Raw genomic sequence first — 14,823 nt, forward strand, 5'->3', positions numbered from 1 at the left:
GGGAGCCGGCGAAGGAACCAGCGAAGCAGGAGGACACGGTGAAGGCCCCGCCGGCTGTGCGCCGGAGGGGCCTTCACCGTCGTACGACTGCTTGTACGACTGCCTACTTGAGCAGTGCCGGGATGGTCTCCTCGTGCGCCGTGCGCAGTTCCTCCAGGGACAGCTCGAACTCGCCCTGGAGCTCGACCGTCTCGCCGTCGACGACACCGATGCGGGTGACGGGCAGGCCCCGTGCACCGCACATGTCGTTGAAACGGACCTCCTCGGAGCGCGGCACGGCGACGACCGCACGCCCCGCCGACTCGGAGAAGAGGAAGGTGAAGGCGTCGAGCCCGTCCGGTACGACCAGACGCGCGCCCTTGCCGCCGAGCAGCGCCGACTCCACGACCGCCTGGACCAGACCGCCGTCGGACAGGTCGTGGGCGGAGTCGATCATGCCGTCGCGGGAGGCCGAGATCAGGATCTCGGCGAGCAGGCGCTCGCGCTCCAGGTCGACCTTCGGCGGCAGACCGCCGAGGTGGTCGTGCACGACCTGCGACCAGGCAGAGCCGCCGAACTCCTCGCGGGTGTCGCCGAGGAGGTAGATCAGCTGCCCCTCCTCCTGGAAGGCGACCGGCGTGCGGCGCGCGACGTCGTCGATGACGCCCAGGACCGCGACCACGGGGGTCGGGTGGATGGCGACCTCGCCCGTCTGGTTGTAGAGCGAGACGTTGCCGCCGGTCACCGGGGTGCCGAGCTGCTGGCAGGCGTCGGCGAGTCCGCGGATGGCCTCCGCGAACTGCCACATCACGGCCGGGTCCTCGGGCGAACCGAAGTTCAGGCAGTCAGAGACGGCGAGGGGCTTGGCGCCGGTGGTGGCGACGTTGCGGTACGCCTCCGACAGGGCCAGCTGCGCGCCCGCGTACGGGTCCAGCTTCGCGTAGCGGCCGTTGCCGTCGGTCGCGATGGCGACGCCGAGGCCGGTCTCCTCGTCGATGCGGATCATGCCGGAGTCCTCGGGCTGGGCGAGGACGGTGTTGCCCTGCACGAAGTGGTCGTACTGCGAGGTGATCCACTTCTTGGAGGCCTGGTTGGGAGAGGCCACCAGCTGCAGGACCTGGTCCTTCAGCTCCGCCGAACTCGCGGGCCGCGCAAGCTTGCCCGCGTCGTCGGCCTGGAGGGCGTCCTGCCAGGACGGGCGGGCGTACGGGCGCTCGTAGACCGGGCCGTCGTGCGCGACCGTGCGCGGGTCGACGTCGACGATCTTGCCGCCGTGCCAGTAGATCTCCAGGCGGTCGCCGTCCGTGACCTCACCGATGACGGTCGCGATGACGTCCCACTTGTCGCAGATCTCCAGGAACCGGTCCACCTTCTCCGGCTCGACGACCGCGCACATCCGTTCCTGCGACTCGCTCATGAGGATTTCCTCGGGCGAGAGGGTCGAGTCGCGCAGGGGTACGTCGTCCAGGGTCACACGCATGCCACCGGAGCCGTTGGAGGCGAGCTCTGAGGTGGCGCAGGAGAGCCCGGCCGCGCCGAGGTCCTGGATGCCGACGACCAGCTTCTCCCGGAAGGCCTCCAGGGTGCACTCGATGAGCAGCTTCTCCTGGAAGGGGTCGCCGACCTGGACGGCGGGACGCTTCGACGGCTTGGCGTCATCGAAGGTCTCGGAGGCCAGGATGGACGCGCCACCGATGCCGTCACCACCCGTACGAGCCCCGTACAGGATGACCTTGTTGCCCGCGCCGGACGCCTTCGCGAGGTGGATGTCCTCGTGCCGCATCACACCGATGGCACCGGCGTTGACCAGCGGGTTGCCCTGGTAGCAGGCGTCGAAGACGACCTCGCCGCCGATGTTGGGCAGGCCCAGGCAGTTGCCGTAGCCGCCGATGCCGGCGACGACACCGGGCAGGACGCGCTTGGTGTCGGGGTGGTCGGCCGCACCGAACCGCAGCGGGTCCACGACCGCGACCGGGCGGGCGCCCATGGCGATGATGTCGCGGACGATGCCGCCGACACCGGTCGCCGCACCCTGGTAGGGCTCGACGTACGACGGGTGGTTGTGCGACTCGACCTTGAAGGTGACCGCGTAGCCCTGGCCGACGTCGACGACACCGGCGTTCTCGCCGATACCGACGAGGAGCGCGTCGCTCTGCGGGGCCTTCTCGCCGAACTGGCGCAGGTGCACCTTCGACGACTTGTACGAGCAGTGCTCGGACCACATGACGGAGTACATGGCCAGCTCGGCACCGGTGGGCCTGCGGCCGAGGATCTCCACGACCCGCTCGTACTCGTCCTTCTTCAGGCCGAGTTCGGCCCAGGGCAGCTCGACGTCGGGGGTCGCGGCCGCGTGCTCGACCGTGTCCAGAGGCGTCCGGCTCATGCGTTGACCAGCTTCTTGAGGATCGAGGTGAAGAAGGGGAGGCCGTCGGTGCGGCCCGACCCGATGAGCGGCTCGACCGCGTGCTCGGGGTGCGGCATCAGGCCGACGACGTTCCCGGCCTCGTTGGTGATGCCGGCGATGTCGCGGAGCGAGCCGTTCGGGTTGAAGTCCACATACCGGAAGGCGACCCGGCCCTCGGCCTCCAGCTTGTCCAGCGTGTACTCGTCGGCGACGTACCGGCCGTCCATGTTCTTCAGCGGGATGTGGATCTCCTGGCCGGCGGTGTAGTCGCTGGTCCAGGCGGTCTCCGCGTTCTCCACCCGCAGCTTCTGGTCGCGGCAGATGAAGTGGAGGTGGTCGTTGCCGAGCATCCCGCCGGGAAGCAGGTGGGCCTCGGTGAGGACCTGGAAGCCGTTGCAGATGCCGAGGACCGGAAGGCCTGCCTTCGCCTGCTCGATGAGCGTCTCCATCACCGGCGAGAAGCGGGAGATGGCGCCGGCCCGCAGATAGTCGCCGTAGGAGAAACCGCCGGGGAGGACGACCGCGTCGACCTGGTGGAGGTTCTTGTCCTTGTGCCAGAGGGCGACCGGCTCGGCGCCCGCGAGACGGATCGCACGCTGCGTGTCCCGGTCGTCGAGACTTCCGGGGAAAGTGACGACGCCAATACGAGCGGTCACTTCGCGGCCTCCGCGACTTCCTCGACCTTGACGGTGAAGTCCTCGATCACGGTGTTGGCGAGGAAGGATTCCGCAAGATCGTGGATGCGGGCGAGAGCGGCCTCGTCGACCGGTCCGTCAACTTCCAGTTCGAAACGCTTTCCCTGACGTACGTCGGAGATGCCTTCGAAACCCAGACGCGGCAGTGCGCGCTGCACCGCCTGGCCCTGGGGGTCGAGGATCTCCGGCTTGAGCATGACGTCGACTACGACGCGTGCCACTGGCACTCCCGGTGGTGTGGTGCTGAGCAGGTTCCTGCAGGTGTCTCCAACAGGTGCCTTCAGACTACCCGTACAAAATTTCTACGCGAGTAGAGTTGTAGGAAAGTACGTGACGGCCGTCACGATCGATCCTGTACCGGACGGGTGCCTTCACGAAAAGTTCAGGGAAAGATCCCGGATCGATGCCCTGGAGGTATTGCGCGTGAGACACGCGGGGAGATTTAGTCGGGCTTCACATTGCAATGCCGGGCACTGTACAAATGAATTGTCATTAGCCGATACTTTGCCCATTAACTGGCGGACAGTCGGCATCTCCGCGACGTCGTGGCACGTGATCCACGTCTTCGTCGATTGAGGTGTCGCACGAAGGGACCGATATTCGTGGCGCAGAAGGTCGTAGTCACTCTCTTTGACGACATCGACGGCTCGGAAGCGGCGGAAACGATCGCCTTCGGACTCGACGGCAAGTCGTACGAGATCGACCTGAACCAAGCCAATGCCAAGAAACTGCGTAAGGCGCTCGAGCCGTACGTGGAGGCCGGCCGCAAGCGGTCGAAGTCCGGCAGGACCTACCGGCAGACGGAGGTCGCACCCGACCCGGCAGCCGTCCGCGCCTGGGCCCAGGCCAACAAGATGGACGTCCCGGCCCGCGGCCGGATCCCGAAGAAGGTTTACGAGGCGTTCAGCGCGGCGCAGTAGCCGCCGGCCGACGACCGGTCACTCGCCCCTCGGAGGAACCGACTTGCGCTGTACCCCTCAGGGTCGGCTAGAGTCTGGAGCACGCCGCGGGGCGAGGCCGAAAGGCCCAGCTCACGGAGTACATGCGGGTGTAGTTCAGTAGTAGAACATCCCCCTTCCAGGGGGAAGGCGCAGTGTGCAATTCCTGTCACCCGCTCTGCACCGCCGGACCGAGCCACTCTTGTGGATCAGGTAGGCTGGTGTTCGCGCCGATCGGTGGGAGCCGGTCGGAGGCAATGCGGACGTAGCTCAGTTGGTAGAGCGCAACCTTGCCAAGGTTGAGGTCGCGAGTTCGAGCCTCGTCGTCCGCTCAGGAGTAAGACCCCGGTCCTTGGGACCGGGGTCTTTTTCGTGTGCCGACTCCCTTCTGACATTTGTCATACGGAGCGATGACACCGCGCACTGCTGCCGGATCCCGCTCGGCGGGACGCTGAAGTCATGGACACCAACGAACACGAACACGTGATTGAGGTCACTGACCTGCGGCGTGTGTACGGGGGCGGGTTCGAGGCCGTACGCGGAATCACCTTTTCCGTGGACCGCGGCGAGATCTTCGCGCTGCTCGGCACCAACGGGGCGGGCAAGACATCCACGGTCGAGTTGCTGGAGGGGCTCGCACGGCCGGCCGGGGGGCGGGTGCGGGTGCTCGGGCACGATCCCTACGAGGAGCGGGGCGCCGTACGGCCTCGTACCGGGGTCATGCTGCAGGAGGGCGGGTTCCCGTCCGAGCTGACCGTCGCCGAGACCGCGCGGATGTGGGCCGGGTGTGTCAGCGGGGCGCGGCCCGAGGCGGAGGCGCTGGAGCTGGTCGGGCTCGGACGGCGCGCCGGGGTGCGGGTGAAGCAACTGTCCGGGGGTGAGCGGCGGCGCCTGGACCTGGCGCTCGCGCTGCTCGGCGAGCCCGAGGTGCTGTTCCTGGACGAACCCACGACCGGCCTGGACGCCGAAGGGCGCCGGGACACCTGGGAGTTGGTGCGGGCGCTGCGCGACACGGGCACGACCGTGCTGCTGACCACGCACTACCTGGAGGAGGCGGAGGCGCTCACCGACCGGCTGGCGATCCTGCACGAGGGGCGCATCGCGGCGACCGGGACACCGGGCGAGGTGACCGCCGCACAACCCTCGCGGATCTCCTTCCGGCTGCCCGGCGGCTACTTCCTCGGGGACCTGCCGCCGCTCGGTGAGCTGGGGGTGTGCGGGCACGAGGTGGACGGCGATCTCGTACGGCTGCGGACACATGAGTTGCAGCGGGCCGCCACCGGGCTGCTGGTGTGGGCCGAGCGGGCCCGGGTGGAACTGCGGGCGCTCGATGTGCGGTCCGCCTCGCTGGAGGAGGCGTTTTTGGGAATCGCCCGGATGGGGGTCCCCCCGCTCGATCGGGGGGACCCCCATCGTCGCGAACGAGCGGGCCGTGCGAAAGAAGGCAGGGCGGCATGAGCACCCACGCCCACGCCCACGCCCACGCCCGCGCCCACGCCCCCGCCGCGCGCCGGCTGCGTGCCCTCGCCCGGGCCGAGCTCACCCTGCTCGGCCGCAACCGGAGCGCGGTGGCCACGGCGCTGCTCGTGCCGCTCGCGGTGCCCTTCACCGTGAGGCCCGCGATCGACCAGATGGACCTCAAGAGCCATGGACTCAACATCGGCACGGTGATGCTGACCGCCGCGATCGGCTTCTCCTTCCTGTTCTCCGTGTACACGGCCCTGGTGAGCGCCTTCGTCGCCCGCCGCGAGGAACTCGTCCTGAAGCGGCTGCGGACCGGGGAACCCGGCGACCACGAGATCCTCTTCGGCACCGCGCTGCCCGCCGTCTGCGTCGGCCTCGCCCAGTCCCTGGTGCTGGCCGCCGGCTGCGTGCTGCTCGTCGACGCCGGGGCGCCCCGGGCGCCGTATCTGACCGTGCTGGGCATCCTGTCGGGCCTGACGCTGTGCGCCGCGCTCGCCGCGCTCACCGCCACCTTCACCAGGACCGTGGAGAGCGCCCAGTTCACGGCGCTGCCGCTGGTGCTCGTGTCGATGATGGGCTCGGGCATCGCGGTCCCCGCCGGGATCCTGCCCGATCGGCTCGCCGCCGTCTGCGAATTCCTTCCGCTCTCTCCTGCCGTACGGCTGGTCGGCGGCGGATGGACCGGGCGGCTGAGCGCGTACGAGGCACTGGGCGCCCTGGCGACCGCCCTGGTCTGGACGCTGCTGGCGGTGTTTGCTGTACGGCGGTGGTTCCGGTGGGAACCACGGCGCTGACGGACGGGGGGCTCGGGGGGATGGGGCGGACACGCGGCTGGTGGCGGCGCAAGAGCACACCGGCGAAGGTCGAGACGTACACGCGGTGGTCGTTCCACTTCTTCGGCGTGACCGAGATCCTGGCGATCGGGCTGCCGGCCGTCGGCACGCTGGGACCCGGGCTCGGCGGAGCGCTGCTGGGCCTGGTGGCGGTGCACGCCGTGGCGTGCACGGTGACGGTGTCCCGGGCACTGGACTGGACCCGCGGGCGCCGTCCACAGCCCGTGCGGCTGCTGTGGACGCTCGCAGCGGTGACCGCCGTGATCGCCGTCACGGCGGTGGGGATCGCGCAGCGCGGACCGAGGGGCGACGGCCTCGACGCCACGGCGAGCGGTGTGTTCGGGGTCGTGCTGGTCGTCGCGGCCGGGGTCATCTCGCTCGGCGTGCGCGACCGGCGGCGGGTGTGCGCGATCGTGGTCGGCTTCTCGGTCGGCGCGGGAGCCGTCTCGTTCCCGCTGGGCACCTCCGGCCCCGCCACTCTGCTCACCATGCTGGGCGTGTTCCTCGGAGCCGGGTTCCTGGCCTTCACCGCGATCTTCTCGGTCTGGCTGCTGAACGCCGTCTACGAACTCGACGAGGCCCGCGAGGCCCGCGCCCGGCTCGCCGTCGCCGAGGAGCGGCTGCGGTTCGGCCGGGATCTGCACGACGTGATGGGGCGGAACCTCGCCGTCATCGCGCTCAAGAGCGAACTCGCCGTACAGCTGGCGCGCCGCGGGCGGCCCGAGGCCGTGGACCAGATGATCGAGGTGCAGCGGATCTCGCAGGAGTCGCAGCGGGAGGTACGGGATGTCGTACGGGGATATCGGGAGGCCGATCTCGGGGTCGAACTGGCCGGTGCACAGGGTGTGTTGACCGCCGCCGGCATCCACTGCGAGGTGACGGGGGAGACGGCCGGGCTGCCCGGCGAGGTGCAGTCGGCGCTCGGCTGGGTGGTCCGCGAGGCGACGACGAACGTGCTGCGGCACGGGGACGCCGGACGGTGTGGGGTGGCTCTGCTGGTGACGGAGGAACGCGTGGTGCTGACGGTGGAGAACGACGGGGCCGGCCCGCCCACGACGAAGGGCGGCTCCGGACTGGCCGGACTGCGGGAGCGGTTGTCGGCGGTGGGCGGCACGCTGGAGGCGGGGCCGGCCGGCGGGGACGTGTTCCGGGTGGTGGCCGAGGTGCCGCTGGCTGTGGCCGAGGTCCCGGCATGACCGCTGTCGTACGACTGCTGCTCGCCGACGACGAGCACCTCATCCGGGGTGCGCTCGCCGCGCTGCTCGGGCTGGAGGACGACCTCGTGGTCGTGGCCGAGGCGGCGTCCGGACCCGAGGCGCAGGCGATGGCCCGGGCGCACGAACCGGATGTCGCCGTGCTCGATCTCCAGATGCCGGGGGCCGACGGTGTGAAGGTCGCCACATCCCTGCGGGCCGAACTGCCCGGCTGCCAGGTACTGATCGTCACCAGTCACGGACGGCCCGGGCATCTGAAGCGGGCGCTCGCGGCGGGTGTGCGCGGGTTCGTCCCGAAGACGGTCAGCGCGCAGCGGCTCGCGGAGATCATCCGCACGGTGCATGCCGGAAACCGTTACGTCGATCCCGAGTTGGCCGCCGACGCGATCGCCTCCGGGGACTCCCCGCTGACCGTGCGGGAGGCCGAGGTGCTGGAACTCGCCGCCGACGGCGCGCCCGTGGCGGAGATCGCCGAACGGGCCGCGCTGTCGCAGGGGACCGTGCGGAACTACCTTTCGTCGGCCGCCTCCAAGCTCGGCGCGGAGAACCGGCACACGGCGGTGCGGCTCGCCCGCCAGCGAGGTTGGGTATAGTGGTGCTCGCGCTTCGGCGCATTGCGAACGTAGCTCAGTTGGTAGAGCGCAACCTTGCCAAGGTTGAGGTCGCGAGTTCGAACCTCGTCGTTCGCTCCACATGAAAGCCCCCGGCTCCGGCCGGGGGCTTTCGCGTTGCCCCCGGTTTCCCGGGGGCATTCGGCCTACGCCCAGCTCATGCCCGTCAGCCGCTCGTACGCCTCGACGTACTTCGCGCGGGTCGCGTCCACGACCTCCTGCGGCAGCGGCGGCGGGGGCTGCTCGCTCTTCCTGTCCCAGCCGGAGGCCGGCGAGGTCAGCCAGTCGCGCACGAACTGCTTGTCGTACGACGGCTGCGCGTGCCCCGGCTCCCACTCGTCCGCCGGCCAGAAGCGGGAGGAGTCCGGGGTGAGCACCTCGTCCGCGATGACCAGCCTCTCGCCCTCGAAGCCGAACTCGAACTTCGTGTCCGCGAGGATGATCCCGCGGTCGCGGGCGATGTCGCGGGCGCGGGAGTACACGGCGAGGGTCGCCTGGCGGAGCTGGGCCGCGGTGTCCGCGCCGACCTGGCGGGCGACCTCCTCGTAGGAGACGTTCTCGTCGTGCTCGCCGACCGCGGCCTTGGTGGCCGGGGTGAAGATCGGGGCCGGGAGTTCGCTGCCGTCGGACAGGCCCTCGGGGAGGGCGAGGCCGCAGACGGTGCGGGACTCGTTGTACTCCAGCAGGCCGGAGCCGGTGAGGTAGCCGCGGGCCACGCACTCGACCGGGACCATCTGGAGCGACTTGCAGACCGTGGTGCGGCCCGCCCAGTCGGCGGGGGCGCCCGGGGGCAGTTCGGTGCTCAGGACGTGGTGGGGGACCAGGTCGGCGAGCTGGTCGAACCACCACAGGGACAGCTGCGTGAGCACCCGGCCCTTGTCGGGGATCTCGGTCGGCAGCACCCAGTCGTACGCGGACAGGCGGTCACTGGCGACCATCACGAGGTCGCCGGCCTCGTTCTGGTACAGCTCGCGCACCTTGCCGGTGTGCAGGTGCACCAGGCCCGGAACCTGAATCGGCTCGGGCTTTTCTACGAATCCGGACACGGTTCCTCCCCGTGGTTGAACGAAAGGGGCGCCCGCAGGGCTCGAACAGGGTGGTGGTGCGTGAGGGTGGTGCGTGACGGGCGGGCCAGTGGCTCGATTCTCCCGTATGCCGGGGATCGCCCTTGGAGTGGGGTGGGCTCGAAAGTGGCGGTGACGTGGGCGTACGTGAGTTCAGTCACGTTTACAGATGCGGTCCAGCAGGTTTGCCGTGGCGCGCTGGACGCGTGCGTCGACATGGCCCGGACGGTCCAGGGACGGCGTCCAGGCGAACGTCCCGGATGCGAAGACCAGGGCGCCGGAGGGGGCCCGGTACAGAGACGTCTCCTGGTGGCGGAGGGCGCCCTCCGAGTCGGCGTACGGGGAGTGGGCGAGCAGGATGCGGTCCTCGTGCTCGGGCAGCGGGGTGCGCGGGAAGTAGCGGTCGGCCTCGCCCGCGACCAGGCCCTCGATCTCGTCGCCGTCGTGCGCGCCGGTCGCCTCCCACAGCCAGTGATCGGCGTTACGGACGATCAGGGGGTGCGGTTCGGGGACCCGGCCCGCGTACTGGATGCCGACCAACTGCTGCTCGGGGCGGTCGACTTCGCGCCACAGCACCGGTTTGCCCGGGCCCCTGCGCTTGCGGCAGGTGAGGAGGCGGTCCGGGACGCCGGACGGGGACGGGCCCAACTCCACCTGCCAGTACATGGTGTTGGCGGAGAGGAAGACGAGGGAGGTGCCGTGCTCCCGGGCGAGTTCGACGGTACGGCGCATGTTGGACGACCAGTACTCGTCGTGCCCCGGGAAGACCAGGCCGCGGTAGCGGGTGGGGTCGACACGGCCTGCGTGCAGGTCGCGGGCGTCGGCGTAGGCGATGTCGTAGCCGTAGCGCTCGGCCCAGCGGATGAAGTCGTAGGCGTGGCCGACGTGGAGGGGGAGGCCGGCGCCGGCATACGGGCGGTCGAAGGAGACCGTGGTCGCCGCGTCGGACTCGCCCAGCAGACGGCCCTCCTCGTCCCAGGCATGGTAGAGGCTCGCGCCCGTGCGCCCGTCCTCCGGGTAGAGGTTGTAGGCCTGCCAGGTCACGTCGGGCAGGAGCAGGAGCAGATCCGCCGGATGGCTGTCGCGGACCGTGAAGGGGATGTGGGAGCGGTAGCCGTCGGCCGTGGTGAGGACGGCGACATACGCTCCGATGCTCCAGTACGACGGGATCTGCAGCCGCCAGGACAGCCACCAGTGGTGGCACGAGACCGCACGGTCCGCGGCGAGCGGCGGGGGCTGGACGATGCCGGAGAGACGGGGACTGGTGGTGATCTTGGCTGCGCCGTCGCCGCCGTAGTGGCCGATGCGGTAGATGTCGACGCTGAATTCCTGGGGCGGGTCGACCGTGACATGGAAGTCGACGGGCTCGCCGGGGGCGACCGCGCCGGTGGAGATGAAGCCCTTGATCTGACGGCGGACGTCGTCCGCGGAGCGTGGGCCTCCGGCGGAACGCGGGGCCGGGACGCGGGGGGCGTCCGGGTGGTCGCCAGCGGGCGACTGCTGGGGTGCGTCCACGTACCAGGGGACGACCTGGCCGGTGTCGTCGAAGTAGGTCTCGCTGCCGCGGAGCCAGGGGACGGGGCCCTGGCCGAAGGGGTCGGTCACGGCGTGCGCCAGCGCTCCGGACTCCCAGCGGCGGATCTGCTCCGATCCCTGCTCCGATCCCATGGTCGCTCCCCTCCCTCGATCCCCCGTGGTCGCGTGCTGTCTGTGCCGGCGCCCGGCGTGTGCCGCAAGCCCTTGCCATGTGCCCGATCGATCCCAGCACATCACATTGCGCACTCATGTGGTCACTATTCGTTGCGAATTGGCCGAAAGTGGAATTCGAGGTTCCGCTTGCGTCAGACCAGCCGGACGGGCTTCTCGGGGCGTATGCCGGTTTCGAGCAGCCAGGTTCGGAGGGGGGCCGGGTCGCCGTCTTCCACGAGGCTGAGGACCCGGGGGGTCAGATCTGTGGCCCGTTCGCCGTTGATGAGGAGGGACGGGCCGTCCAGCCAGTCGAGGCCGGGGGTTGCGCCTGCGGTGTCCATGGCGGCGCAGCAGACCATCGCTGTGACGTGGTCGGTCAGCAACTCGCGGGCTGTACGGGGAGGTTGGAGCGGGAAGAGAGGGAGCGTGCCGTCGTCCCAGAGGGGGGTCTCGGGGGTGGTGCCCTCAGCAGCGGCGGCTTGGGCCGTGGTGGCTGTGGCGGCGGCTGTGGCTTCCTCGCGGGCCAGTTCGGCGGTGAGGCCCGCGGCGAGACTGGTTGTGCGTTCGTTTTCGGGCTCGGGGTCGGGGTCGACATCGAGGTCGGCGTCGGCATCGAACGTAGGGCCGGCGTCGGCGTCGAGCGTGGGGGCGGCGGCGTCGGCGTCGAGAGCGGGGGCGGGGGCGGCGTCGGCGTCGGCGTCGGCGTCGGCGTCGGCGTCGGCGTCGGCGTCGGCGTCGGCGTCGGCGTCGAGAGCGGGATCGGCGTCGGCGTCGGCGTCGAGAGCGGGATCGGGACGGGGTGATTCGTCGGGCGCGGGCGGCCCCTCCGGGTGGGGCTCGGCGTCGCCGGCTGCGGGAGCGATTGAAGCAGCGGGTGCGGGCGTGGGCCGCTCAGCGGCTGTGGGCTCCGGGGTGGACCAGGCCGCTGGGTGTGGGGGAGTTGCGAGGTGGTCGAGGATTCGGGAGAGCGTCGGCCCCTCTGGGGTGGGGCTGGTGGGGCCCGGGGTTCGGTGTATGCCCAGGGTGTCCAGGACTTTGTGGAGACGGGCCGCGTCCGTGCGCCATTTGCGGTCCACCACCTCGTCCGGGTATTCCGCCCAGTGCACCGGTGACCAGTCGGGGCCGGGCTCCGCGGGGCCGCCGTGGAAGAGGCGGGCGGCGAGGAGCGAGACCGCCTCGTCCACCGTCCCGGGCTCTTCGAGCAGGTCACAGGCGGGGCGCTCGCCCAAGCGGGAGGCGAAGCCCTCGGCCAGGCGGTCGCGGCGGGAGAGTTCGGTGAGTGCCGCCACGACGCCCGCGTCCAGCCGGGAGGGCCACCGGCCCATGCGCCAGGCGGGCAGTGCGACGCGGGTCAGAAGGCGGTCCCAGCCGGCGTATGCCAGGCCGACCTGTTCCTGGGCGACGATCCTGAGGCCGTAGTCCACAGCCTGTGCACGCTCGGAGGCCGCGGCCGCGACCCCTCGCTCCATCTGGGTCGCATGCTCCCGACAGCTGCGCAGCAGCAGCCGGGCCACCCAGCCGACGCCCGCGCACATCGAACGGGTCAGCGGGCAGCGGGCGGGCGTCGAGGCGACGGCCACCGCGGCGTCCAGGCCGCGCACGAAGCGGCGGGCCGCGGCTATGTCCGGGTGCGCCGAGGGTCCCGTACCGGCGATGACCGGGGCGAGAACCGCGCGCAGTTCGCCGACGCGCATCCACCACAGGAAGGGGGAGCCGATGACGAGGACCGGTGCGGCGGCGGTGCGCCGGTGGGCGCCTCGCACACCCGCTATCTCGTCCCGGTGCGACGGCGGGGGCGGGCCGTGGGCCGGGTGGGTGCGGTCCTCGAGCCAGCTGTCGCAGTCCGGGGTGAGCGCTATCGCGGAGGGGGCGGGGACGTCGAGGCGGTCGGCGAGGTCGCGCACCATTCGGTACAGGTCCGGGGCGGACGCCTCGGCGATCGGGACCGTCGGGCTCACGGCGGGGCGGGCTCGGGCGACGACCAGGGCGATGGCGCCTGCGGCGAGCAGGACGAGGACGGCGACCGGAGTCACGGCCCAGCGGACCGCGTGCCAGAACGACCCCACGAGATGGCCCGTGGAACCGCCGGCCATCAACACCACGGCGACAGCCGCGGGGAGCAGGGCCACGGCCAACGCCCTGCTGCGGATGCGCAGCACGGCAAGGGCCCTCGAACGCGCTGCCTGCGCGCCCACTTCCACACCCATACCCGTACCGGTCACGACCGGACCTCACCCCCTCCCCAGCTGTCCTGACTGCCTGCCTGTCCTGGTGTTGCTCACTCCCCCACTGTGGCACCCACCACTGACATCGCAATGCCGGTGGGCCAAGTGCCGGACCGCTTGCGCCGCACCCTAGTTGGGGCCCTCGCCCCCGTCACCCGGTTGGGAGAGCGGTCACTCGATGGAATGGCTTTGGTCAGAGGTGGATGACGGACAGCGAAGATCAGGCCCCGGTTTTTGACTTGGATTCCAAGACGGGAGACAGGGCCAAGACGGGAGACAGGGCCAGGAGGGGAGCTGGGGCAAGAAGGTCCGGCAACGAGGTCGGGAACGACGACAGGTCCCGGATCCGAAGACGGATCCGGGACCTGTGCGGTTCATCCGCGCGCGGCCGCCTCAGTGGTGGGGGTGACGGCGGGTGACGGGGGTGACGGTGGCGACCGTCACGCGCCCGCCGCCTTCGCGGCGATGTCCGTGCGGTGCTGGGAGCCGTCGAGGTGGAGGCGTGAGACGGCCCTGTACGCGCGTTCGCGGGCCTTGGTGAGGTCCTTGCCGATCGCCGTGACGGACAGGACCCGGCCGCCGGCGCTGACGACCGAGTCGCCGTCGTGCTTGGTTCCGGCGTGCAGGACGTAGGCGTACGGGGCGTCCTCGGCGGCTACCTCGTCGAGGCCGGTGATCGGGTCGCCGGTGCGAGGGGTGCCGGGGTAGTTGTGCGAGGCGAGGACCACGGTGACCGCGGCGTCCTCGCTCCAGCGCAGGGGCTCCACGTCGGCCAGGGTGCCGTTCGCGGCGGCGAGCAGGACACCGGCCAGCGGGGTCTTCAGGCGGGCCAGGACCACCTGGGTCTCGGGGTCGCCGAAACGGGCGTTGAACTCGATGACCCGCACACCGCGCGAGGTGATCGCGAGGCCGGCGTAGAGCAGACCGGAGAAGGGGGTGCCGCGTCGGCGCATCTCGTCGACGGTCGGCTGGAGGACGGTCTCCAGAACCTCTTCGACCAGCTTCGGGTCTGCCCACGGCAGCGGCGAGTACGCGCCCATGCCACCGGTGTTCGGACCCTCGTCGCCGTCGAGCGCGCGCTTGAAGTCCTGGGCCGGCTGGAGCGGTACGACGGTCTCGCCGTCCGTGATGGCGAAGAGCGAGACCTCGGGGCCGTCGAGGAACTCCTCGATGACGACGCGCTCGCAGGAGTTGGCGTGCGCCTTCGCCGCCTCGATGTCGCCGGTGACGACGACGCCCTTGCCTGCGGCGAGGCCGTCGTCCTTGACGACGTACGGAGCACCGAAGGCGTCGAGGGCCTCGTCGACCTCGTCCGGGGTCGTGCAGACGTACGAACGTGCGGTGGGGACCCCCGCGCCCGCCATGACGTCCTTCGCGAAGGCCTTGGAGCCCTCGATCTGCGCGGCCTCCTTGGCGGGGCCGAACACCGGGATGCCCTCCTCGCGCACGGCGTCGGCGACCCCGGCGACAAGGGGCGCCTCCGGGCCCACGATGACGAGATCGGCGCCGAGCTCCGTGGCCAGCGCGGACACGGCCTTGCCGTCCAGCGCGTCGACCTGGTGCAGCTCGGCGACCTCGGCGATGCCGGCGTTGCCGGGGGCGCAGTGCAGGGCGGTGACGCCGGGGTCGAGGGACAGGGAGCGGCACAGGGCGTGTTCGCGGGCGCCGCTACCAATGACGAGGACCTTCACGGGGTCAGCCTAACCG

The 14,823-nt window shown here is 70.8% G+C and carries 12 protein-coding genes and 3 tRNA genes; 8 read left to right on the forward strand and 7 right to left on the reverse strand.

The window, feature by feature from the left end; translation table 11 throughout:
* Window positions 1-103: 103 nt before the first annotated feature.
* From purL to purS, 3 genes are read right to left on the reverse strand one after another with little or no spacing between them, the layout of a single operon-like run.
* A complete protein-coding gene (gene purL, locus OOK07_RS20365; protein ID WP_266682266.1) occupies window positions 104-2,362 on the reverse strand; it encodes a phosphoribosylformylglycinamidine synthase subunit PurL in 2,259 nt (752 codons plus the stop codon).
* On the reverse strand, window positions 2,359-3,039 hold the full coding sequence (purQ, locus tag OOK07_RS20370) for a phosphoribosylformylglycinamidine synthase subunit PurQ (RefSeq protein ID WP_266682267.1): 681 nt from the start codon (window positions 3,037-3,039) through the stop codon (window positions 2,359-2,361). The genes purL and purQ overlap by 4 nt, the downstream gene beginning before the upstream one ends.
* Window positions 3,036-3,299, reverse strand: coding sequence for a phosphoribosylformylglycinamidine synthase subunit PurS (purS, locus tag OOK07_RS20375; protein WP_015659417.1), 264 nt, complete (start codon window positions 3,297-3,299; stop codon window positions 3,036-3,038). Before purS ends, purQ begins: the two co-directional genes overlap by 4 nt.
* A gap of 381 nt (window positions 3,300-3,680) precedes the next feature.
* On the opposite strand from purS, the gene OOK07_RS20380 reads away from it, so the two are divergent.
* The 8 genes from OOK07_RS20380 to OOK07_RS20415 all read left to right on the forward strand — a co-directional run bounded on the left by OOK07_RS20380 (window position 3,681) and on the right by OOK07_RS20415 (window position 8,219).
* Window positions 3,681-3,998 (forward strand): histone-like nucleoid-structuring protein Lsr2, encoded by a 318-nt coding sequence (locus OOK07_RS20380; protein ID WP_266682268.1) that lies wholly within the window; start codon window positions 3,681-3,683, stop codon window positions 3,996-3,998.
* A 124-nt stretch (window positions 3,999-4,122) separates the two neighbouring features.
* A tRNA-Gly gene (locus OOK07_RS20385) sits at window positions 4,123-4,194 on the forward strand.
* Window positions 4,195-4,275: 81 nt separating this feature from the next.
* Window positions 4,276-4,348, forward strand: a tRNA-Gly gene (locus OOK07_RS20390).
* A 127-nt stretch (window positions 4,349-4,475) separates the two neighbouring features.
* Window positions 4,476-5,474 (forward strand): ABC transporter ATP-binding protein, encoded by a 999-nt coding sequence (locus OOK07_RS20395; RefSeq protein WP_266797813.1) that lies wholly within the window; start codon window positions 4,476-4,478, stop codon window positions 5,472-5,474.
* The gene (locus OOK07_RS20400; protein WP_266797815.1) at window positions 5,471-6,274 is read left to right on the forward strand and encodes an ABC transporter permease; all 804 of its coding nucleotides are present in this window, start codon (window positions 5,471-5,473) and stop codon (window positions 6,272-6,274) included. Before OOK07_RS20395 ends, OOK07_RS20400 begins: the two co-directional genes overlap by 4 nt.
* A 20-nt stretch (window positions 6,275-6,294) precedes the next feature.
* Window positions 6,295-7,509 carry a sensor histidine kinase gene (locus OOK07_RS20405; RefSeq protein ID WP_266797817.1) on the forward strand — a complete coding sequence of 405 codons (1,215 nt, stop codon included), beginning with the start codon at window positions 6,295-6,297 and terminating at the stop codon, window positions 7,507-7,509.
* Window positions 7,506-8,120, forward strand: coding sequence for a response regulator transcription factor (locus OOK07_RS20410; RefSeq protein WP_266797819.1), 615 nt, complete (start codon window positions 7,506-7,508; stop codon window positions 8,118-8,120). The genes OOK07_RS20405 and OOK07_RS20410 overlap by 4 nt, the downstream gene beginning before the upstream one ends.
* 23 nt (window positions 8,121-8,143) lie before the next feature.
* Window positions 8,144-8,219: transfer RNA gene (locus tag OOK07_RS20415), tRNA-Gly, on the forward strand.
* A 65-nt stretch (window positions 8,220-8,284) separates the two neighbouring features.
* Here OOK07_RS20415 and OOK07_RS20420 read toward each other — a convergent pair.
* The 4 genes from OOK07_RS20420 to purD all read right to left on the reverse strand — a co-directional run bounded on the left by OOK07_RS20420 (window position 8,285) and on the right by purD (window position 14,807).
* Entirely contained in the window at window positions 8,285-9,184 is a 900-nt protein-coding gene (locus OOK07_RS20420) for a phosphoribosylaminoimidazolesuccinocarboxamide synthase (RefSeq protein WP_266797821.1), read from the reverse strand.
* Between the two features lie 171 nt (window positions 9,185-9,355).
* Window positions 9,356-10,870, reverse strand: coding sequence for a N,N-dimethylformamidase beta subunit family domain-containing protein (locus OOK07_RS20425; RefSeq protein ID WP_266797823.1), 1,515 nt, complete (start codon window positions 10,868-10,870; stop codon window positions 9,356-9,358).
* A gap of 173 nt (window positions 10,871-11,043) precedes the next feature.
* The gene (locus OOK07_RS20430) at window positions 11,044-13,113 is read right to left on the reverse strand and encodes a M48 family metalloprotease (protein ID WP_406312057.1); all 2,070 of its coding nucleotides are present in this window, start codon (window positions 13,111-13,113) and stop codon (window positions 11,044-11,046) included.
* A gap of 443 nt (window positions 13,114-13,556) precedes the next feature.
* On the reverse strand, window positions 13,557-14,807 hold the full coding sequence (purD, locus tag OOK07_RS20435) for a phosphoribosylamine--glycine ligase (protein WP_266797825.1): 1,251 nt from the start codon (window positions 14,805-14,807) through the stop codon (window positions 13,557-13,559).
* Window positions 14,808-14,823: the final 16 nt, after the last annotated feature.

Source organism: Streptomyces sp. NBC_00078 (genome assembly GCF_026343335.1).
Lineage (GTDB): Bacteria > Actinomycetota > Actinomycetes > Streptomycetales > Streptomycetaceae > Streptomyces.

What these genes read in the sequence shown, in the direction of transcription:
- OOK07_RS20395 (WP_266797813.1), top strand. Translation starts at nt 4,476, where the DNA reads ATGGACACCAACGAACACGAACACGTGATTGAGGTCACTGACCTGCGG.
- OOK07_RS20425 (WP_266797823.1), bottom strand. Translation starts at nt 10,870, where the DNA reads ATGGGATCGGAGCAGGGATCGGAGCAGATCCGCCGCTGGGAGTCCGGA.
- OOK07_RS20400 (WP_266797815.1), top strand. Translation starts at nt 5,471, where the DNA reads ATGAGCACCCACGCCCACGCCCACGCCCACGCCCGCGCCCACGCCCCC.
- OOK07_RS20405 (WP_266797817.1), top strand. Translation starts at nt 6,295, where the DNA reads ATGGGGCGGACACGCGGCTGGTGGCGGCGCAAGAGCACACCGGCGAAG.
- OOK07_RS20410 (WP_266797819.1), top strand. Translation starts at nt 7,506, where the DNA reads ATGACCGCTGTCGTACGACTGCTGCTCGCCGACGACGAGCACCTCATC.
- purL (WP_266682266.1), bottom strand. Translation starts at nt 2,362, where the DNA reads ATGAGCCGGACGCCTCTGGACACGGTCGAGCACGCGGCCGCGACCCCC.